The sequence below is a fragment of the Enteractinococcus helveticum genome (assembly GCF_001657475.1).
Lineage (GTDB): Bacteria > Actinomycetota > Actinomycetes > Actinomycetales > Micrococcaceae > Yaniella > Yaniella helvetica.
Window position 1 is genome coordinate 136,475 of sequence record NZ_LXEY01000019.1, and the last position, 20,421, is coordinate 156,895.

The following is a 20,421-nucleotide window of genomic DNA, read 5'->3' on the forward strand; positions in this document are numbered from 1 at the left end:
TACGACAGTCTAGAGCAAGTGGTCGGTGCTGTTGAGTTCGGCGACCACGTGATCACCGTTGATATCGTCGTCGTGCAAGACGGTGAGGGAACCGGGTGAGGCCTGAAACTTCACCCGGTCGGCGGCTTCAAATGGGATACCAATCCAGGAGGCGATCACGTAGGTCAGTGAGCCACCGTGGGTCACGACGATCGTGGTGTCGGCAGGATCGTGGTAGATATCCGTCATGGCTGCATAAACCCGTTGCGCCCAGACCGCACGTGATTCCATACCCGGACCAGATACGAAATGCATCCGGTCACCGGTTCGGGGCACGGGATTATACGGGTGGGCCCCGACCGGCTGACCCTCGGCTGCTCCATGATGTTGTTCGCGCAGCCGCTCATCAAGCGTGACGGGGAGATCGAAGATTTCTGTGATCGCATCGGCGGTCTGCCGGGCCCTGATCAGATCAGAACTGACCAAACGTACCGAGGACTCGGGGCGTGCAGCTAATCGACGAGAGAGTTCAACGGCGATCTGTTGGGCGTGGCGCAACCCGCGATCCGTCAGCACCGAATCGTACCAGTCACCGACTAGACCCTCGGTGTGATGAGTGGCTTGCGGATGGGTGACCACATAGATCGTCGTCATGGCGCATCAGCCGATCTGCCCCGGTCTGATGGCCGCCGGTTCCGCGTTTTCATCATCGATCGGTTGGGTATCACGCCAACGGGCAATGGCCCACATGATGTGATAAATCCCCAGCACGGCGATGGTGCCCAGAGCGATGCCGCCAAATTGCATGCCACCAACCTCAATGATTGGGTCGGCGATGGCGATGATCAGACCGGCACCGGCGGCCATGAGGTTGATGGTGTTGGAGAAATCGACCTTATTATTGACCCAGATGCGGGCACCCATGATGCCGATCATGCCGTAGAGAATGATCCCGGCTCCGGCGGCCACACCCATGGGAATGGTGGCAATCAGTGCCCCGAATTTCGGGAAGAACGCCAGACATATCGCGACCATGCCGGCGACCCAGTAGGCGGCGGTTGAATAAATACGCGATGAGGCCATGACCCCGATGTTCTCGGCATAGGTTGTGGTGCCCACACCACCGCCGGCGCCCGAGAGCATGGTGGCAACGCCGTCGGCAATGATGGCTCGACCATTATGCGGGTCAAGATCGGTGCGGGTCATCAGCCCCACGGTTCGGACGTGGCCGATGTTTTCTGCGATCAGAACGAAGACGACCGGCAGGAATAAAAACATCACGTCGATGTGGAATTCTGGGGTGTGGAAGGCGGGCAGGCCAATCCAGGCGGCATCGGTGACCGGGGCGAAATCAATTTCATCCTGGACCAGGGCCAGCAGGTAGCCGACGATGATGCCGATCAGAATGGATAGCCGCCCGAGGAAACCGCGGAACAGGACTGCGGCGATGATCACGGCCGCCGTGGTCCCAAAGGTGGTGAGTGGTACTTCTTGCATGCCGTTGGTGGTGGCCCCGGCAAGGTTCAGCCCAATCAGCGCCAGGATGGTACCCATCACGGCCGGTGGCATGACCGCGTGGATCCAACCGGTCCCGGCCTTGTGGACAATGAACCCGATAATGACCAGGGCCGCGCCGGTGACCAGAATGCCACCCGATGCTGCGGCCATGGAGTGCATTGAGGTGGCTGCGGTGAGCGGGGCGATGAAAGCGAACGAGGAGCCCAAGTAGCTGGGCACCTTGCCCCTGGTGATGAGCAGAAATAGCAGGGTCCCGATGCCGGAGAAGAACAATGCTGCCGTCGGCGGGAAACCGGTCAGCGCCGGGACCAATACGGTTGCCCCAAACATGGCCATCACGTGCTGTAAACCAATGCCGATGGTTTGCGGGGCGGCCATGCGCTCATCGGGTTTGACAACCTCGCCGGGAGTAATGGTTTTGCCATCGCCGTGGATGTCCCAGGTCAACCCTAAGCGTTTACGAAATGATGCTGCCACGGCGGGCTCCTCTATGCGCGGTATTCGTTGCGAGCAAGACTTTACCAATTAACACAGCCGTGGGCACCAATTCGCGCTAACATTCTTGGGTAAGGAAAGGACATCTGCATGCCAGAGCATTTGGCGCCCCACGGTGCCGAAGTGGAGCGCGACAGCATCGGCCACCCGCTGGTGCGGCCCCAACTGATTGCCACGGATTTGGACGGGACGATCATCCCGTATTCTCAAACCCACACCGGCTACGTTTCGCCGCGCACTCTCGAGGCATTTGCGGCAGCCATTGAATCCGGTATCCACGTGGCGTTTGTGACCGGGCGTCCAATGCGCTGGATGGCGGCGTTGACCCCACTGCTGGGGTCGATGGGTCCGGCCATCGTGTCCAACGGGGCGGTGATTTACGATATGAACACCGACACCGTGTTAGAGGCCCACCCGATGGACCAGCACCTCGTGGCCGATGTGACCAATGAACTGCGCGGACTGTTTTCGGGCGCGATTTTTGGTGCCGAAACCCTGACCGGGTTGATCATGGAACCCGAGTTCATCCCTGCTGCTTCGCGAGCCGCAGCCCGTCAGGTTGATCTGTCACGCCAGGCTACCGCCGAACCCACCTCGAGGGTGGCCGTGGAATCCTCGCGCTGGATTGAAGCCAAGCGCATCACCGATCGGCTGGCCGAACACCCCGAAGTCGTCAAACTCATGGTCAAGGTCAACGGCCACGACCCAGATGACCTGCTGCTGGCGGTGCGCTCGCATTTCGGCACGCTGGTGCAGGTCACCCACTCGGTCCCCGGGGTGGCCCTATTAGAAATTTCACGCGGCGACATTCACAAGGCCTCCACCCTGGCCGACTATGCCGCCAGCCTGGGCATTCATGCCAATGACGTCGTGGCTTTCGGAGATCAACGAAACGACGAACAAATGCTGCGCTGGGCCGGCACCGGCTACGCGGTGGCATCCGGAAATCCGGCGCTCTTCGTAGAAGCCAACGTCGTCGCACCGGCCTGTGATGACGACGGCGTAGCAGAAATGATCGAACACTTACTCACCCTGCCCGAATAACCTAAAGCCTGTTACCTCGCCGAGCCCAGGTCTTAGAACATCTCGGCGCACCGGCGCGGTCCACCGGTTTCGAAAAAGCGTTTCAGCTTGGCCTGTTCCTGGTCCGTCAGGGCCTGGGGCAACACACACGTGGTCACATGTTCCGGGGGGACATGGCGCAGCGATTTGGCCAAATCGGTAATCCGGGCCGTATCCAACTGCGCATCGGCGTCCACAAACGGCGTCAGTGTTGAAGCCAGCGTCTTGAGTTGGCCTGCGTCCTGGATACTGAGGGTCTCTTGCACTACGGACTGCCAGACGTCGTCGGCATCCAGTGCTGTCGGATCCGTCAACACTGCGGCGGCGGCCCCCGGAGCGGTCTCCAACTGGGTAAGGAACTCCAAATCCCAGCGCATCACGTGCTCCATGCGCGCCCCGGTGAGTGCCTCAACCTCGCTGACCGTGCCCGGGATGTCCTGAATATCCGTGACCTGGGCGAAACTGCGCGGAAAATTGACAATATCCACCCGACGACGCCCATCGGCTAAATGGAAAACTGACAGGGTCTGATGCTGGTCGGCGGCCTCACCAAAGACCAGAAAGTTCACCGGACCGCGTGGCGCATCCGAGCCCTCTGGCCGCTGCGTTTCGGTGGGAAAAGGGTTGGCGATGACCCCAAGGGGTTGGAAGCTGGCCCGCAGCGTGGAGTACGCAAACCATGCGCCACCGGCAAAAAGTGCCAGCACAATACCCCACACAATGAACTTAGTGCGTCGCGAAGCTGCAGCCATGCCCCGAAGTCTAGTCCAGCAATTCAGCATGGCACCAATATCTAAGCTTTGAAGTATCGTACGGTTATAGACATGACCACAGGCGCCCACCACACGTTATCCGCCCGGATGGCCGAACTCAGAGCCTTCGCCGCGACCCGGGCCACTCATTCGCGCTCCTTTCGTATGGACCAGCTCAAAGCACTACGCGAAGTCTTCGAAGACTATTCGACAGACATTCAGGACGCCCTGTGGCAAGACATTGGCAAATCCTCGGCCCAAACGAACCAAAGCGAGTTCATTCCGGTCAAAGACGAAATTTCCTATGCCATGTTGCACCTGACCGACTGGATGGAACCCCAGCCCCGGTCCATCCCATACGGTTTACGCCCCGGCAAAGCCATGGTCAAACCCCGCCCGCTGGGCGTGGTGGGCATTATTGGCAACTGGACCCACCCGTTTTACAGCCTGCTGGCACCCCTGGTGGGTGCCGTGGCCGCGGGCAACTGCATGGTGCTCAAACCCTCCATGCACACCCCGCGCACCGCCAAACTCTTAGGCAGTATCCTGCCGGAATACCTCAACCCGCGCTCAATCGTGACCGTCACCGGGGGAGCAGACGCCCTGGAAGAACTCGTCGCGCAACCCCTGGATCACCTGTTTTTTACCGGCTCGGAAAGTCTGGGCCGCCGCGTGTACCAGCGGGCCGCCCAACAGCTTACCCCGGTCACGCTACAGCTGGGCGGCAAATCCCCGGTCATCGTCGTCGACGGCGCCGACTGGAAAACCATCGGACGGCGCATCGCCTACGGCAAATTCACCAACGCCGGCCAGAGCCTGGTCAGTCCCGACTACCTGATCGCCGTTGGGTACGACGTCGCAGCCAAAGTCCAACAGGGCGTCATCGATGCAATCCAAGAGTTCTACGGTCCCACCCCGGACACGGCCAAACAGTTCGGCCGGATCATTACCCCGCAACACACCCAACGCCTGGTCGATCTGATTCGCGCCACCACCAAAGGAGCGGTCGGTGCCACCCCGGCTCGGCTCGTGCACGGTGGCAAATACAATATCGAATCCGCCTTCCTGGCCCCAACCATCCTGGCTGAGGTCGACCCGAATTCGGCGATCATGCAGGAACAAATCCTGGGACCGATCTTGCCCATCCTGGTGGTCGACACCTATGACGAGGCCGTTGAATTCGCCAACTCCAAACCCACCGCTCCGGCCGCCTACCTCTTTTCTGAACGACGGCGCATCCGCAAAGACTTCATGCACCGCATTAACGCCGGGGCCGCCGTCATGAATGCGACCATTATTCAAGCTGTCCTGCCCTCACTGCCGCATAACTACACCGGAGCAGCCGGCTTCGGGACCTGGGGTGGCTATGAAAGCTTCCGGTTATTCTCGCAATATCGCACGCACTTCTATAAGCCGACCCGACTCGACACCCTCCAAGCCGCTTACCCGCCCGATCCGACCTATGGGCAACGAATGATTGACCGGTTGAAGTAAAAACAACCATTGTGAGACCGGGTGACGACGGTGGTAGAAAACTCGGATCTCACATTTCGGTTGGCTGACGCGTTTACTCAGTGATGAAGATGCAATATCCATTCGAACAGGCCGTTACACGGCACGGGGCGACCGTGCTGCGGGTCTGCCGCGCCGTCCTCGGTTGGGGCGCGGACGCCGACGATGCATGGTCCGAGACGTTCCTGGCCGCGCTGAAGGCATGGCCGGAATTGGACGCGGACACCAACGTTGAAGCATGGCTGGTGCGCGTGGCTCACCGCAAGGCAATTGACATTACGCGCAAGCGGGCCCGGCAGGCGATCCCCACCGACGTCGTCCCCGAACAGACTTCGTCCTTGGGCAACCCAGGGACCGATGAGTACCAGATATGGGAGGCAGTGGCCGCGCTGCCACAGCGGCAACGGCTCGCGGTGGCCTACCACTACCTCGGTGGCCTGCCGCACACCGAGACCGCCGATCTCATTGGTGGCAGTGCCGAGGCGGTGCGACGAGCCGCAGCCGACGGCATCAAGAGCTTGAGACAGACCTATCACGCAGCCGAGCACACGAAAGGAGCACCCCGATGAGTGACAACACACCAACCAACATGAGTCATCCGGCCCAATATGGCACGACGGCCGAGCACGCCGCTCTGTTTCCGATCGAAACCGGTGCGCTGGAGGATCTGCACGCGCACCTGGCCGCACTGGCCGGGCAACGCAGGCTCCTTGACGTCGCCTACCGCACGATTGACACGCCGGTCGGCACCCTCCTGCTGGCAGCCACCGAAACCGGGCTGGTGCGGGTGGCATTTGAACGCGAAGACTTCGACACCGTGCTCGCCTCGCTGGCAACCAAGATCAGCCCCCGAGTGCTGGAGGCACCCGGCCGGTTGGACGCGGTGGCCGCGGAGCTGGACGAGTACTTCGCCGGGACACGGCACGCCTTCGACGTCCCATTGGACTACGCACTGTCCGCGGGATTCCGGCAAATAGTGCAGCGCTACCTACCTAACATCGCCTACGGCCACACCCAGTCCTATAAGGAGGTGGCCGAACTGGTCGGCAACCCCAAGGCTGTCCGCGCGGTTGGCACCGCGTGTGCGACCAACCCGTTGCCGGTGGTGGTGCCCTGCCATCGGGTACTGCGTAGTGACGGCGGCTTGGGCGGCTACCTAGGCGGCCTGGACGCCAAGACGACCCTGCTGGAATTGGAAAAGGCAGCATGACCGCCAGGAGGAGCCGATGAACACCCTGTTCGGAGACGACGTGCTCCACCGCCCCACCCCACAGCTGCCCGACGGCGCACACTACGTGCCGCACTGGCTCACGCTGGAACAGCAGCGCTGGCTCGTCGCCCGCTTCCACGAATTCCCCGATTGGATGGTGCGCCTGGGCCGCAGTGCCCTGGTGGCTGCAACGGGCGATCCCAGCGCAGGCGATGATTACACACCCGATGCCGCCCTGGTCAATTACTACGACGACGCCGCCCGCATGGGTATGCACCAGGACAAGGACGAACACTCCACAGCCCCGGTGATCTCATTGTCGATCGGTGACACCTGCTTATTCCGGTTCGGCAACACCCAGACCCGCAATAAGCCCTATCAGGACATTGCGCTCGCCTCAGGCGACCTCTTCGTCTTCGGCGGCCCATCGCGGATGGCATATCACGGCATCCCGAAGATCTATCCCGGTACCGCGCCACAAGGGTGCGGACTGGAGGCCGGGCGGATCAATATCACCATGCGCGTCACCGGTCTCAACGGCTGAGCAGACCGATGAATCGCCCTTGCGTATCCACACGAGCGAAAGAAGCAGCCCTTGAGCACACCCTCCACCGCAGGACCCACCGGTATGTCGCAAGACCCGGGCGTCGTCGTCGGCGATGATGGCCTGGCCCGCCCGGCGTGGGCGAGTGTCGACCCGATGCTGCGCGCTTATTACGACACCGAATGGGGCATGCCCGTGCGTGACGAACAGGGCATGTATGAGCGCATCAGCCTGGAAGCCTTCCAAGCAGGATTGTCGTGGGCAACGATCCTACGCAAACGCCCCGCCTTCCGTGTGGCATTCGAGGGCTTCGACCCTGAACGGGTCGCACGCTACGGAGATTCTGAGATCGAACGACTCGTCAACGATGCCGGGATCGTGCGCAACCGTGCCAAGATTCAGGCGGCAATCACCAACGCAAACGCGACCATTCGCCTACGCGATAAGGGCGGCCTGGCGGAGTTCGTTTGGTCATTCCAGCCTGCCACGACACCGGTGCCGCACACTGTCGCCGAGATTCCCACACAATCCCCGGAATCGCTGGCACTGGCCAAAGCACTGCGCAAGGAAGGGTTCACTTTCGTTGGCCCCACCACGATGTACGCGCTGATGGAAGCTATTGGGATCATCGACACCCACCTGGTCGGATCACACCGCCGCGGCTCCTCGGGCGTCTGGCCAGCATGAAGAGTACCGCGCAGATCAGGGTGGACGCCAACGGCCCCTTCGACTCCGACGCCGCCCTTGCAACGCTGACCGCACACACGATCCCGGGCCTGCACCGACTCAACCCCGACGAGGCAGCACTGACCCGCAGGCTCACCATCCACGGCGACCCACATGCAGTTACCGTCCGACTCGACCCCGGCGGTGCCACCGTGTTCACGACGACGTCAGATCAGACCGTTCACGAGGAAATCACCACCCGGGTGCGCCATTGGTTCGACCTCGACACCGACCTCACGCCCATCAACGCGCACCTCGGCTCACACCCGGTTTTTACCGAACAAGTCCGGTTGCGACCCGGGGTTAGGATCACGCGCTTCCAGGCCCCATTTGAGGCCGTCATGCTCACCGTGCTGGGACAACAGGTTTCGCTGGCCGCCGCACGACGATTTGCAGCGCGGCTCGTGGCCGCCTACGGCACCGACCTTGCCGAGGCCGGCGAGGTTGACGGGCTCGGCTTATTTCCCACACTGTCCCGGCTCGCGGCCGTGCCCGTCGAAGATTTGCGTGCCGCCATTGGACTCACCGGCAGCCGGGCTCGCACCGTACACGAGGTCGCCGTGCTCTTCACCGAGACAGACGGTGATCTGCTGCCGGAGCGGTCGCGGTTGCATGCCGTCCATGGGATCGGCCCGTGGACGCTGGACTACCTCGCGATCCGCGCCGGCACCGACCCGGACGCATTCCCCGCAACCGACGCCGTGCTGCGCCGTATGCTCGCAGCCGCCGACCTCGACACAGCCTCAACCGCGAACTGGAACCCGTATCGCAGTTACGCAGCAACACGACTCTGGGCACAACTACTCTGAAACACGTTTCGCCACCAAACGAAGCTGTGAATCCAGGTAGGGAACCCACTCGTTCGGGGTCTGTCTAGAACTGTACCCAGTCGGTTAATTGACGCGCATTTTGTCTCCATGGCGGAGTAGCGCCTCGAAGTTATCCACAATTTTGATAGAAGCCGAAGTGCTGAGTCGACATCCACCCTAGGTTAGATACCAGTCCTAGACGATGCCGACCCGAAAGAAGCTTTGATGACTACCCCAAAGAATACACTCTCCGTCATGCAAATCGCCTCCGCAGCCTTCGGCCTGGCCCTGGCGCTGAGCGGGTGTTCCTCAAGTGAGGCAGATGAGATACGCAGCGAACCATCGCCGAGTATCGAATCCGCCGAGACCAAAGAATATGTTGCTGCCTCAGCTGAGGGACCGGCACAAAACGTGCCCAAACCGGTGCTGCCGGAGGCGGTGAACGACAACAGCGCAAACGGTGCCCGCGCCACCGTCGAATATTTCTGGCAGGCCGTGGACTACGGGCGTTTGACCGGCGACACTGCACCGATCGAACAAGTAACCCACTACGTATGTGAAGCCTGTAACCAGCTGATTTATAAATGGGAACAGATCTATGCCGACGACGCCTGGGCGGTGTTAGATGGCGAAACCAGCATCCAGATTGGTGAGGTCCAACAGAACTTCGACGATGCTAACGACGAAGAGTGGACCGCCGTCCTATTCAAAATGCAGGAACCTGCCAGCCAGTTCTACGAAGATGGCGTGCTCAACGAAGATGCGAGCATCGAGGGCGGAGAATCGGCCGGCTGGTGGGTGGAGATGGTCTACGACGAAGACGACGGCCAGTGGGTCATCGACTGGTTAGACCTCGATTCGACATTCGATGAATAACCGCTGGGCGGCTACCCAAGCTAGCGGGTAGGTAGCCGGTCGCGATTATAAGAAATGTCGGTGTATCCGTGCGGTTGGGGTGTACCATCTTCGCCCAGAGATACGAACACGATTTTGTCGATGCTCAGGATCACCTTGCGGGTAATCATATTGCGGACCACGGCGCGCATGGTCATCGAAGTCCGACCGAAATGTATGGCCTTGAGACCCATTTCGATCATGTCACCTTGCACAGCGGAGGCCACGAAGTTGATTTCCGACATCATTTTGGTCACCGCACGATGGTTGCCCATCTGCAGGATCGCATAGATCGCGGCTTCTTCGTCAACCCAGCGCAGCAGCGCACCGCCGAACAGGGTGCCATTGGCATTAAGATCTTCCGGCTTGACCCATTTACGGGTGTGGAAGTTCATGCCGTCATCGAGAACACTAAACTGTTGGGTTTGGGGATGAATCGCTGAATCACTCATATGCCAAACTGTAGTTTCAGCCACAGCATATGGCGATAACCCCGCTCACAGTTTGCGCTGTCAGATGCAGTATTATTCTGAAGGCTTGTTCCCCGCCACGAGTGCCTCAAGACGAGCACCCAGGCGCAGCAATTGCCCCTCGGTTCCCGCACGCCCAACCGCCTGAATAGACCACGACATACCGTTGTCATCGTCCTTGATCGGAATCGAGATGGCCGGCAGCCCCATCACGTTGATCATCGAGGTATATGGCGTGAACTTGCACTGGTATTCGTAGTCGTCTTGGGCTTCCATCGCCGAAAATGTTCCGACCGGCGGTGGGGTAAACGCCAACACCGGGGTCAGCACGACGTCATAGGCGGAGAACTGACGACGTGTATCGGCAGCCCAGTCCGACAATTCAGCAACTGCGGCCTCATATTGTTCTTGGGTGCGCTCGCGGGCCTGTTTCAAGAAGTCCCTGGCCAGGGCTTCCATCCGCTCCTCGGCGCCCTCGGGCATTGGGATGCGCGTCAGGCCTTGAGTCCAGACCGTTTGGAAATTCTTGTGGTAGCCGCCACGGTAGGAAAAGCTCATTTCCTCAACCGATAAGCCCTCTTTACTCAGCAGCGTCACCGCAAGGGTCAATGCTTGGACCGCCGACTGCGACAACGTGATATCAAGATCCGGCTGGAACGGGGAAGCCGTCGTGTACCCGATCGAGAGGTCACCGGCTGACTCGCGGCCCTGCTGGGCTGCGGTCAGATACCGGCCGTTGGACTGGGTCGGATCCACCAGGGCATCCATCAGCAGCGCGGCGTCTTCGACCGTGCGAGCCAGCGGACCGGTAACCGACAGGTTTTTGACGTCGTCGTTGTGTTCATCGGTTGGGATGGTGCCCCGGCCAGGCTTGAGCCCAACGATGCCGGTGGCGGCAGCAGGAATTCGGATCGACCCGCCACCATCGGTACCCGGGGCAACCGGCAGCAGGCCTGCGGCAACTGCGGCAGCAGCCCCACCGGAAGAACCACCCGCGGTCAGTTCCGGATTTCGTGGGTTGCGAGCCGGCTCGGAGATCACATTATCTGAGTGACACGACAGCGCGAACTCAGGCAGTGTGGTCTTACCGACCTGCACCACGCCGGCGGTGTTCATGTTCAACGAGACGGGTTCGTCTTCAAGCTGCGGCTCGGTATCGGCAAACAGCCTGGAGCCAAACGTGGTGACCATCCCGGCCACATTGACCGTGTCTTTAAAAGCTAGGGGCAGGCCGTGCAGTGGTCCGACCACACCGGTGGCCGCATAGGCCTCGTCCAACTCATCTGCACGAGCCAGCGCGGCGTCGTCATGCACCGCCATAAAGGCACCCAGATCGGTGCGCTGGTGGATCACGGAAAGATAATATTCGGTGACTTGACGGGCAGTATAGGTACCGGCGGCAATCGCATCTCGCAGCTGGCGTGCGGAAAGCGAACCGAAAGCGTGATGTTCAGTCATGGATTCAACTGTATACGCCAACGGTTAGAATCGTGCGGCTTTTACTGGCAGCCGAGCGTTTTTCTGGTTTACCATAGGCCCCATGAGCGACTTTGAAACCCTCACCGTAGACCAAGTGCCCGACGACGCCAACATCCTAGATGTGCGCGATCCGTATGAATTCGACGCCGGCCACATCCCGGGCGCGATTAATATCCCGCTGGACCAACTGCCCCTGCGCATCGAAGAACTTGACCCCGATACCGACTATTACGTCATCTGCCGCACCGGGGGCCGCTCCGCGAGAGCCACCCCGTACATGGAAATGCACGGATACTCGGCCGTCAACGTTGCCGGTGGGTGCGGCGCCTGGCTGGAAGCCGACAAACCGCTGGTGTCGGAAACCGGGGCAGAACCGATCGTGCGCTAAAACCACGCACGGTGTTTCCGGGTGGCTAAGATAGGCAGTTATGAAGTCGTTTGCGTATCTTGGCCCCGAGGGCACATTCACCGAAGCCGCCCTGAACCGGGTGCCCGAAGCCGACGGGGCCCAGCAAGTCCCACTTGGCTCGGTCATTACCGCGTTGAATCAGGTACGCAGCGGCGAGGTGGACGCCGCCGTCGTCCCGATTGAAAATTCGGTTGAAGGCGGGGTTACCGCAACCCTTGATGCGATCGCTTCGGGCGATGAACTGCACATCATCCGCGAAGTGCTCGTGCCCATTTCGTTCATGCTGGTCGGTCGCCCCGACGGGCCGCGAGAACTCACCGAGCTACACAGCGTTGCCACCCACACCCACGCCTGGGCGCAAGTGCGCATCTGGGCCGAGGCCAATATTCCCAATGCCGCCTACGTGCAAGCCGCCTCCACGGCAGCCGGGGCACACGGACTGCTGGACCACACGACAACCTATGACGCCGCAGTATGTGCCCCGCACCTGGCCAAGAAACTGGACCTGCCAATTCTGGCCGAGGGCATTGAAGACACCGCAGGCGCGGTGACCCGATTTGTAGTCGTGGCCCGGGCCGGACACCTGCCCCAACCCACCGGATCCGACAAGACCACAATGGTGGTCCCACTGCCCGAAGACCGCCCCGGCGCGCTGGTCCAAATTATGAACCAATTCTCCACGCGCGGGGTCAACCTGTCCCGCATTGAATCTCGCCCCACCGGCGAATACTTGGGCAAATACTTCTTCTCGATCGACCTTGAAGGCCACCTGGCCGATGAACGGGTTTCTGCCGCACTGGCCGCCCTGTACCGGATGTTCCCAGGCGTGCGATTCTTGGGCTCCTATCCACGCGCCGAACACGTGCCCTATGTGATTCCGGAATACACCACCGACGAGGCCTACCAACGGGGCCGGGCCTGGGTGCGCAGCATCCTCGACCGGTCAAATACAGGTAACCATTGATCAGTTGCCGGTCGGTGGCGCGGGCACACGCACTTGCAATGACCGCGGAATAGTCTCGGCTACGATTTGTCTGGTTTTGGGGATCGGATCCCCATCAATTTGAGCCACCAGCGGTTCGTCAAAGATCAGCTTGCATCTCCGGGTGGGAAACGTCGTCACTCGAGCGGCTTTTTGTTTGGGCACAAGCGTTGCTGCAGCCACCTGAATCCAGTCCACCAGATTGCGCGGATCTAACAAGGCGACATCCAAAAGTCCGTCGTCGATAACAGCTTCGGGCACCATATTGATGCCACCGGTCAGGATCCCACAATTGGCAATCATCGCCGACCGAACCCGGTACCGTTTGGCTTCATGGTCTTGCGGAACCACGGTCACCGTGTGCCGTTTGCCGCGCAGCTTACGAACCCCGGCCTCGGTATAGGCCAGCCATCCGGCTGCTGCCTTAAGCCGATCCGACGTCGAATGCATGATCTCGGCGTCAAATCCGGCTCCGGCAATCACCGTGGACACCAAATTATCCTGGGTGCCATCCTCGTAGACCATGTCCAACGAGACAACATCGATCGGGCGTACCTGGCCGTTAAAAGCTATATAGACACATTCCTGAACATCATTAAACGGCAAATCCAGGTTCCGGGCCAATAAATTGCCGGTCCCCGTAGGGATAATCGCCATCTGCACGTCCGTGTTGACCAGAACCTTCGCAGCGGCTCGAACCGTGCCGTCACCGCCGGCAATCAACACCAGCTGGGCGCCGGCGTCCACGGCCTGTTGCACAGCTGACAACCCGGAATCCTCCAGCGTTGTTTCATAAAATTTTGGCTCCTGTAACCCAAATAGCCCGCACGCTTGGACAACCAAAGGCAGCACCTGATCTGAGGCCGCCTTTGACGGGTTATACACCAGCGCGACCCGATTCGGCACGCCCAAAGTCGAAGCCACCTGGGGTAACTCATAAGCGTGGGACAGCTGCCCTGACAGATCCCGGTTCACCGTCTCAGCCCGCTTGGCCCGGTCCAGGGCCTTCCGCCACGCCACCAGGGCCACGATTGTGCCAATGACGGCGCACACGGCCACCACAAGTAGCACAATGGTTAACGGAGTCATGTCAACCAGTGTAGGTTACGGCCGGCTCGGGTAGGCTAAAGCATGTGATTGACGTAAAGCATCTTGCCGAAAACCCTGAACTGTATCGTGCCTCGCAGCGAGCTCGTGAAGCCGACGAATCGCTGGTGGATCAGATCATCGCCGCCGACGCCGACCGCCGCGCCGCACTGCAGACTTTTGAGAACCTGCGTGCCGAGCAGAAGGTTCTATCGAAAAAGATTGGCCCGGCCAAAGGCGAGGAAAAACAAGCCCTGCTGGACCAGGCCAAAGAGCTTGCCGCCAACGTCAAAGCTGCCGAGGCAGATGCTGACGCCAAGAACCAGCTGGTCGAAGACCTCAACAACGTGTTCCCCAACCTCATTGTCGAGGGCATCCCGTCGGGTGGCGAGGAGAACTTCGAGGTACTCAAGACCGTAGGTGAGCTGCCCGAATTTGATTTCGAACCCCGCGATCACCTTGAGCTCGGCGAGATGCTGGGCGCCATTGACATGGAACGCGGGGCCAAAGTCTCCGGTTCGCGCTTCTACTTCCTCCAAGGGGTGGGCGCCCAACTTGAAATGGCACTCACCCAGATGGGCATGGCCCAAGCCGTAGAGGCCGGGTTCACGCCGATCATCACACCAACCCTGGTGCGCCCAGAAACCATGAACGGCACCGGATTCAACGTCGAACACGACGACGAAATCTATCGCATCGAAAAAGACGACCTGTATCTGGTGGGTACCTCCGAGGTCGCCCTAGCCGGCTACTATGCCGATGAAATTCTAGACCTGTCCGATGGACCGGTTCGCTTCGCCGGCTACTCAACCTGCTACCGTCGCGAAGCCGGCTCGGCAGGTAAAGACACCCGAGGCATTATTCGTGTCCACCAGTTCAATAAACTGGAAATGTTCATCTACACCACCCCAGAAGAAGCCGAAGCCGAACACGAGCGCCTGCTGGCCTGGGAAGAAGAAATGCTCGCCAAGATCGAGGTCCCATACCGGGTCATCGACACCGCCGCCGGTGACCTCGGCCCGTCGGCTGCCCGCAAATTTGACTGCGAAGCATGGGTCCCAACCCAAGACGCCTACCGCGAGCTGACCTCGACCTCAAACTGCACAACGTTCCAGGCACGGCGTCATAATGTCCGCCAGCGCATGTTTAACGACGACGGCGCCAAGGCCGGGACCCGCATTGCCGCAACCCTCAATGGCACCCTGGCCACCACCCGCTGGTTAGTCGCGATCCTGGAAAACCATCAGAATAAAGACGGTTCCGTGAACGTGCCAACAGCCCTGCAGCCATACATGGGCGGCAAGACCGTGCTGGAGCCCATCGCCTAACGTTCCTGGTGGACAGCAAGCCATCAATCTCACCGCACAGCCCAATTCCCCAGATATCGGGAATTGGGCTGTTTGGTACCCGAACGACTCAACGGTCGCGCAAACTTGCCATATTTACCGTCAAGTTCAGCCAAATTCGCCATTGGTTCATCACAGCGTTGCCCAACATGGTTGACTAGAGTGCATGAACAAAAAGATGGTCTGTTTAGACGTAGACGGCACGATCGTGGACTTCGATGGCCACATGTATCCAGAAGTGCGTGCCGAAATTATCAATGTCATGGAAGCTGGCCACCACGTGCTGATCGCCACCGGCCGGGCTTTTCACGCCACCTTGCCGATCATACGAGACATCGGCCTGCACTGCGGGTACTCGGTGTGTTCCAATGGTGGGGTCTCGCTGCGCCTCGACTCCGAACTCGAAGAAGGCTACGAGATCGTTGCCCGCAGTACCTTCGACCCGTCGTCCGTTTTAGAAAAACTGCGCGACCGTGTCCCAACCGCCAGGTTCGCCATTGAGGACGACGAGGGAAATTACCTGTCAACCGAACGCTTCCAAGACTTTAGCTTCGGCGTCCAAGCAACCGGTGTGACATTCGAAGAACTGCAAGAAACCACTGCCGTTCGCCTCGTCGTCTTCTCCCAAGGCGCCTCAACCCGCGAATTCGCCTCGGCTATCGAGTCGCTGGGCTTGCAAGGTATCACGTACTCCGTTGGCTATAACGCCTGGCTTGATGTGGCCGGTGCCGGCGTGTCAAAGGCTTCGGGGCTTGAAGCACTGCGCCAGATCCTGCATGTTGACCCAGCCGATACTGTTGCCATCGGCGACGGTTTCAACGACGTGGAAATGCTGGAGTGGGCCGGCCGCGGTGTCGCCATGGGACAGGCGCCCATGGAAGTTAAACAGGTTGCCGACGAAATTACCGGCACGGTCCATGACGGTGGACTGGCCACGGCGCTACGCACCCTGCACTAAGGCGCAGAACGGACCGGCACGCGGCGAGCCGTTTGGTCGCCGTCATTGATGCTACATTCCGCTATTGGATTGGATATTGACGGCGGCTTCGGCCTGTTCTAAGAGCAAAATGACTGCGCTGCGTACTTCATGTTCGGTGTTATACAAAGACCGTTTGATGGCTTGCGACACGGCCTGCACGGTCATCCCTAATTCTTGGGCTACACGACGCTGTTGGCCGCGAATACCGGGATCGAGTCGGTCCAACACCGCCCATTCCGCCGCCGAACGACGCGACACCACATGACCAAGTAATTGCAACACACTTTGGGCATGTTGACCCAACTGGGTTTGCTCGACACCTCGCGGAGGCTTGGCCGCCTCGATGCGCAATGACACCAGCTGACCTTGTTTTGCCGCAAGTGAGACAGCCAAGTCTGCGGCTCGAACGCCCGAGCCCACAAGCTCGTCGTCCTGCTCGGTTGCAGAACCCACTCCGATGCCCACATTCCACGTGCCCAGTCGCATTGCATATAAGGCGATTTCGACCGCAGGAGACGCAGTGGAAAACACCTGGCGATAAGTCAGAGGATCCGAGGAGCGCGAAGCGGGCAGCTCGCCCCCAAGCCGTTGTTTCAGGTCTTGGTGGAAATCTGACACGCGTTGTTCACCGGGGTCCACGGAACGCTGGGTCATGGTCACAACAAACATGGTTCCATCTTGGCACGTCGTATAGGCCTTATGCGACACAACTCAAGTGAATGTGGGTGAGATGGGGTAAAAAAGTTGGTTGTGGAAAACGACGAAACGCCGCGGGAACGGATTCCCACGGCGTTTGACGTGTTTTGAGCCACACGAAATTTTTTGAATTATCTAGTGGCGAAATTGCTCAAAAACCATCCGTTTTCAACAGCTGGCAGCAGATTTTGGGCTGCTTTAGCCCTTGAAACGATCGATAGAAGCTTGCAGTTCAGCTTCGGCGGCGGCACGGGCTTTCCACCCTTCGGCCTTGACCCATTTGCCTGGTTCGAGATCCTTATAGCGGGTAAAGAAGTGTTCGATTTCCTTGATCAGGTATTCATCGATATCTTCCAGTTCCTGAATGTGGGCATAGCGTGGATCATTTGGTACGCACAGGACCTTGTCGTCGCCACCGCCGTCGTCGGTCATAGAAAAGATCCCGATAGGGCGTGCTTCAACGACCACGCCAGGCAACAGATCAAAGCCAGGCAGGTAGACCAGCGCATCCAATGGGTCACCATCTTCACCCAGGGTGTTATCAAAGAACCCGTAGTGGGTTGGGTATTCCATGGAGGTAAAGAGAATACGATCCAGGTGCAAACGGCCGGTCTCTTCGTTAATTTCGTACTTGACGCGCGAACCGGCAGGGATCTCAATGGTGACGTCGTGCTGCATTATTTCTCCATCTGTTGGTGGTAAGACTTGCCGAACCGAATGACTTGGGGCAAGCGTATGCTTGATCTAAGGTTATTACGTCCGCGGGTGAATAACCCAAATGTGCTCAAAGGGTGCAAACATTAAACAGGCTAACGCGAAACCAGTTGTTCAGGTGAAACCATGATGGCATCGAAACCTTCCGGACGGCGTGCCAAAATCGCCGCCTCGGGTCGACGCCGCTGGTTGCCTTGGATCCTGGGCATCGTGCTGGGACTTGTGGCCGGGGGCGGGATGACCATGGCCTATGCCCCACCCAATGCCGACGTCATCCGGGTTCAGGCCGCCGACTGGTCTCACCATATGCGCGACCTCATCACCCCGGGAGCAAGCCCGGCGCCTACGAAAACCTGGGTTGGCGATCCCAAAATTTATGCGGCTGCCCCGGTCGCGCTGCCACCTGAAAATACCACCGACCATGAACATGTGGACGACGACGTCGACGAACTGATCAACGTGAACGCGCCAATCCCAGATACCGGTCAGCTCACCGCCGCCCTGGACGACGCTCGTGCCAGCCTGGACTTGAACCATCGAATGCTGGTGGTCGATGCCGCAACCGGCACCACCTTGTACGACGTCGGGGGTCAAGATGCCATCGTGCCGGCATCAACCCTGAAATTATTTACCGCCATCAGTGCTCTGCATCACCTGGATGCCAGCCATCGGTTTACTACTTCGGCCAGCTATGATCCGGCCCAAGGTGTCACCCTGATTGGTGGGGGAGACGGACTGCTATCCAACGGTGAAAGTACCGGTGAAACCGTTGGATATGCGGGCCTTGCAGACCTGGCCAATAAGACCTGGGAAGCCATCCAACAAGACGTTGCCCAAAGTGGTGTCATCGACGTCCGGGTTGACGTCTCACGCTACGCACAGCCATATACGCACCCATCGTGGACCGAAGGTCTCATGACCGGCGGCTGGGTTTCACCCGTCTATCCGCTCAACACCTGGGGCGGATTCGTTACCGACCCACAACTGGCCAGTGATGCAGTGGAAGACGGCGCCGCCTATGCCACGGCTGCCTTTGCCCAGCGTCTGACCGAAGCGGCCGCACAAGCCGGCTACGACGTCGAATTTTCCAATGCCGGACGCACAACCCAACGAACCGAAGCAGAACCGGTGGCCGGCGTGCAGTCTGCAACCCTGGGCGAACAGCTGCAATTTGCCATGAAACAGTCCAATAACATGCTGTTTGAAATGTTCGGGCGCGAAGCCGCACTGACGGCTGGAGCAACCCCGGATTTCACCGGTTCCACCGCCACCACTATCACCACCCTGCAAGAGCTCGGTCTCGACGTCGAACACCTGCACTTTGTTGATAACAGCGGGCTGTCACCCAACAGCCGGGCTACGCTTCATGCCACCGTGCAACTGTTTGACCTGATGCTGACCAATGAACAATTCCGCCCAATATTCCACACCCTCACGATCGCCGGCTTTGACGGAACCATGCGAAACCGCATGACCCAAGCACCATATTCGGGCGTGGTACGCTCCAAAACCGGCACACTGGAAGTCGCAAGCTCTAACGCCGGACTCACCGTGACCGCCGATGGCCGTGCCCTCTGGTTTGCTATTAACACCAGCGGAGCCGACGGCGATTACGCGGCAGCCAGAGGAGAACAAGACCACCTTGCCGAGGTATTAACCGACTGTGGATGCAGTAAGTGAGCAACGACGTCGTTGATCCAGTAGGGTTCAACGTGAAGGGACACAGCCATGCAAATCTTTAGCCAACAGGTGGCAGCATCCACCGGACGCAACCTCGTGCCGCCCGGTCCGCGAGTTCCCGCCACCGACGCCATCATTGAAACAGAAGGCCTACGCGCCGCAGCCTACGCCGCAGCGGAGCATGTCGCGACGCTGAGTAAATTATCCGCAATTGAGCACTGGGCAACCCAGCCAGTTGACGACGACGTTGAAGTTCTGGTGGTGGATCGACCCGGTTGGATCACCGCGAACTCGCACTCACTGCAGGTCATGCTCGAACCTGCATTCGATCGACTCAGTCAAGTCAGTGAGAGCCTCATGAAGAGTCTGGGCTCAGATGTCACCGCGGGTTTCTCCGGCGCCCAAGTGGGTGCGGTGTTAGCGTTTTTGTCCACCAAGATTCTGGGCCAGTTCGAACCCTACGCGGCTCAAGCTTCCGGGGGCGATGCCAAACCTCGACTCATGCTTGTAGCCCCCAACGTGATGATGATCCGGGATGAGCTCAAACTTGATCCTGAAGACTTCCGATTTTGGGTGAGTCTGCACGAGCTGACCCACGTGGCACAATTTGCGCAGGCTCCCTGGCTGGCACAACACATTTTGGACATCGCCACAGATTTTCTGCTGACAAATATCTTGCCGGAATCTGAAAACCAGCTCACTGCCGAGCAGAAGGCCGCGAAGACGAAAAAACTCGAGTCCCAGATCACCGGGGTCATGTCGCTGCTTGAAGGCCACGCCAATGTCATCATGGACGGCGTTGATCGTAAACTTGTGCCCAGCGTGCGGGTGATCCGCAAGCGCTTTGACGAACGCTCGGCCAATCACAATTGGCTGGCGCAATTATTGCGCAAACTCTTTGGACTCGATGCCAAAGCAAAACAGTATAAGCAAGGTCAAGCCTTCGTTGCTGCAGTGATCGACCGTGTGGGTATCGAACGCTTCAACGTCGTATGGGATGCACCCGAGAATCTTCCGTCGATGGATGAGCTGACCGACGCGGATGCTTGGGTTGCCCGAGTCTTCAACTAGGTCACACT

22 protein-coding genes are annotated in these 20,421 nt (G+C 59.4%); 14 read left to right on the top strand and 8 right to left on the bottom strand.

From position 1 onward, the window contains the following. Positions 1–9: 9 nt before the first annotated feature. Together A6F49_RS08785 and A6F49_RS08790 are read right to left on the bottom strand one after the other, a co-directional pair. Positions 10–633: a histidine phosphatase family protein gene (locus A6F49_RS08785; RefSeq protein WP_043058123.1), complete on the bottom strand. Its 624-nt coding sequence runs from the start codon at positions 631–633 to the stop codon at positions 10–12. 6 nt (positions 634–639) lie between these two features. Beyond that, a complete protein-coding gene (locus A6F49_RS08790) occupies positions 640–1,974 on the bottom strand; it encodes a uracil-xanthine permease family protein (protein ID WP_043058124.1) in 1,335 nt (444 codons plus the stop codon). Between the two features lie 108 nt (positions 1,975–2,082). Between A6F49_RS08790 and A6F49_RS08795 the strand changes: the two genes are divergently transcribed. Further along, the gene (locus A6F49_RS08795) at positions 2,083–3,036 is read left to right on the top strand and encodes an HAD family hydrolase (RefSeq protein WP_052504900.1); all 954 of its coding nucleotides are present in this window, start codon (positions 2,083–2,085) and stop codon (positions 3,034–3,036) included. Between the two features lie 32 nt (positions 3,037–3,068). Here the strand turns inward: A6F49_RS08795 and A6F49_RS08800 are convergent, their stop codons facing one another. Next, entirely contained in the window at positions 3,069–3,806 is a 738-nt protein-coding gene (locus tag A6F49_RS08800) for a hypothetical protein (RefSeq protein ID WP_043058125.1), read from the bottom strand. 72 nt (positions 3,807–3,878) lie between these two features. Between A6F49_RS08800 and A6F49_RS08805 the strand changes: the two genes are divergently transcribed. From A6F49_RS08805 to A6F49_RS08835, 7 genes are all read left to right on the top strand, one after another. Next, entirely contained in the window at positions 3,879–5,300 is a 1,422-nt protein-coding gene (locus tag A6F49_RS08805; protein WP_052504901.1) for an aldehyde dehydrogenase family protein, read from the top strand. 89 nt (positions 5,301–5,389) lie between these two features. Continuing rightward, positions 5,390–5,887, top strand: a complete 498-nt coding sequence (locus A6F49_RS08810; protein ID WP_043058127.1) for an RNA polymerase sigma factor — start codon at positions 5,390–5,392, stop codon at positions 5,885–5,887. Continuing rightward, the gene (locus tag A6F49_RS08815) at positions 5,884–6,528 is read left to right on the top strand and encodes a methylated-DNA--[protein]-cysteine S-methyltransferase (RefSeq protein ID WP_082911693.1); all 645 of its coding nucleotides are present in this window, start codon (positions 5,884–5,886) and stop codon (positions 6,526–6,528) included. Before A6F49_RS08810 ends, A6F49_RS08815 begins: the two co-directional genes overlap by 4 nt. A gap of 16 nt (positions 6,529–6,544) precedes the next feature. Beyond that, on the top strand, positions 6,545–7,072 hold the full coding sequence (locus tag A6F49_RS08820) for an alpha-ketoglutarate-dependent dioxygenase AlkB family protein (RefSeq protein WP_043058128.1): 528 nt from the start codon (positions 6,545–6,547) through the stop codon (positions 7,070–7,072). An 84-nt stretch (positions 7,073–7,156) separates the two neighbouring features. Continuing rightward, on the top strand, positions 7,157–7,759 hold the full coding sequence (locus A6F49_RS08825; RefSeq protein WP_043058129.1) for a DNA-3-methyladenine glycosylase I: 603 nt from the start codon (positions 7,157–7,159) through the stop codon (positions 7,757–7,759). Beyond that, on the top strand, positions 7,756–8,607 hold the full coding sequence (locus tag A6F49_RS08830) for a DNA-3-methyladenine glycosylase family protein (protein ID WP_052504902.1): 852 nt from the start codon (positions 7,756–7,758) through the stop codon (positions 8,605–8,607). Before A6F49_RS08825 ends, A6F49_RS08830 begins: the two co-directional genes overlap by 4 nt. Positions 8,608–8,862: 255 nt before the next feature. After that, entirely contained in the window at positions 8,863–9,483 is a 621-nt protein-coding gene (locus A6F49_RS08835; RefSeq protein WP_150119437.1) for a DUF6318 family protein, read from the top strand. Between the two features lie 20 nt (positions 9,484–9,503). Here A6F49_RS08835 and A6F49_RS08840 read toward each other — a convergent pair whose 3' ends face one another. Continuing rightward, a complete protein-coding gene (locus tag A6F49_RS08840) occupies positions 9,504–9,953 on the bottom strand; it encodes an acyl-CoA thioesterase (RefSeq protein ID WP_082911694.1) in 450 nt (149 codons plus the stop codon). A gap of 72 nt (positions 9,954–10,025) precedes the next feature. Further along, a complete protein-coding gene (locus tag A6F49_RS08845) occupies positions 10,026–11,429 on the bottom strand; it encodes an amidase (RefSeq protein WP_043058131.1) in 1,404 nt (467 codons plus the stop codon). Positions 11,430–11,511: 82 nt separating this feature from the next. Between A6F49_RS08845 and A6F49_RS08850 the strand changes: the two genes are divergently transcribed. Both A6F49_RS08850 and pheA read left to right on the top strand, forming a co-directional pair. After that, positions 11,512–11,838, top strand: a complete 327-nt coding sequence (locus A6F49_RS08850) for a rhodanese-like domain-containing protein (RefSeq protein ID WP_043058132.1) — start codon at positions 11,512–11,514, stop codon at positions 11,836–11,838. Positions 11,839–11,878: 40 nt separating this feature from the next. Next, the gene (gene pheA, locus A6F49_RS08855; protein ID WP_043058133.1) at positions 11,879–12,823 is read left to right on the top strand and encodes a prephenate dehydratase; all 945 of its coding nucleotides are present in this window, start codon (positions 11,879–11,881) and stop codon (positions 12,821–12,823) included. Here pheA and A6F49_RS08860 read toward each other — a convergent pair whose 3' ends face one another. After that, positions 12,824–13,930: a diacylglycerol/lipid kinase family protein gene (locus tag A6F49_RS08860; RefSeq protein ID WP_052504903.1), complete on the bottom strand. Its 1,107-nt coding sequence runs from the start codon at positions 13,928–13,930 to the stop codon at positions 12,824–12,826. It abuts the gene before it with no gap. Positions 13,931–13,974: 44 nt separating this feature from the next. Here A6F49_RS08860 and serS point away from each other — a divergent pair, with 44 nt between their 5' ends. After that, positions 13,975–15,255: a serine--tRNA ligase gene (serS, locus tag A6F49_RS08865; protein ID WP_043058134.1), complete on the top strand. Its 1,281-nt coding sequence runs from the start codon at positions 13,975–13,977 to the stop codon at positions 15,253–15,255. 184 nt (positions 15,256–15,439) lie between these two features. Further along, positions 15,440–16,231, top strand: a complete 792-nt coding sequence (locus A6F49_RS08870) for an HAD family hydrolase (protein ID WP_043058135.1) — start codon at positions 15,440–15,442, stop codon at positions 16,229–16,231. A 51-nt stretch (positions 16,232–16,282) separates the two neighbouring features. On the opposite strand, the gene A6F49_RS08875 is transcribed toward A6F49_RS08870, so the two are convergent. After that, positions 16,283–16,921, bottom strand: a complete 639-nt coding sequence (locus tag A6F49_RS08875) for a hypothetical protein (RefSeq protein ID WP_052504904.1) — start codon at positions 16,919–16,921, stop codon at positions 16,283–16,285. A 225-nt stretch (positions 16,922–17,146) separates the two neighbouring features. Beyond that, positions 17,147–17,626 carry an inorganic diphosphatase gene (locus A6F49_RS08880; RefSeq protein ID WP_043058136.1) on the bottom strand — a complete coding sequence of 160 codons (480 nt, stop codon included), beginning with the start codon at positions 17,624–17,626 and terminating at the stop codon, positions 17,147–17,149. A 162-nt stretch (positions 17,627–17,788) separates the two neighbouring features. Here A6F49_RS08880 and A6F49_RS08885 point away from each other — a divergent pair, with 162 nt between their 5' ends. Further along, positions 17,789–19,342, top strand: a complete 1,554-nt coding sequence (locus tag A6F49_RS08885; protein WP_043058137.1) for a D-alanyl-D-alanine carboxypeptidase/D-alanyl-D-alanine-endopeptidase — start codon at positions 17,789–17,791, stop codon at positions 19,340–19,342. A 48-nt stretch (positions 19,343–19,390) separates the two neighbouring features. After that, positions 19,391–20,413, top strand: coding sequence for a zinc-dependent metalloprotease (locus A6F49_RS08890; RefSeq protein ID WP_043058138.1), 1,023 nt, complete (start codon positions 19,391–19,393; stop codon positions 20,411–20,413). Positions 20,414–20,421: the final 8 nt, after the last annotated feature.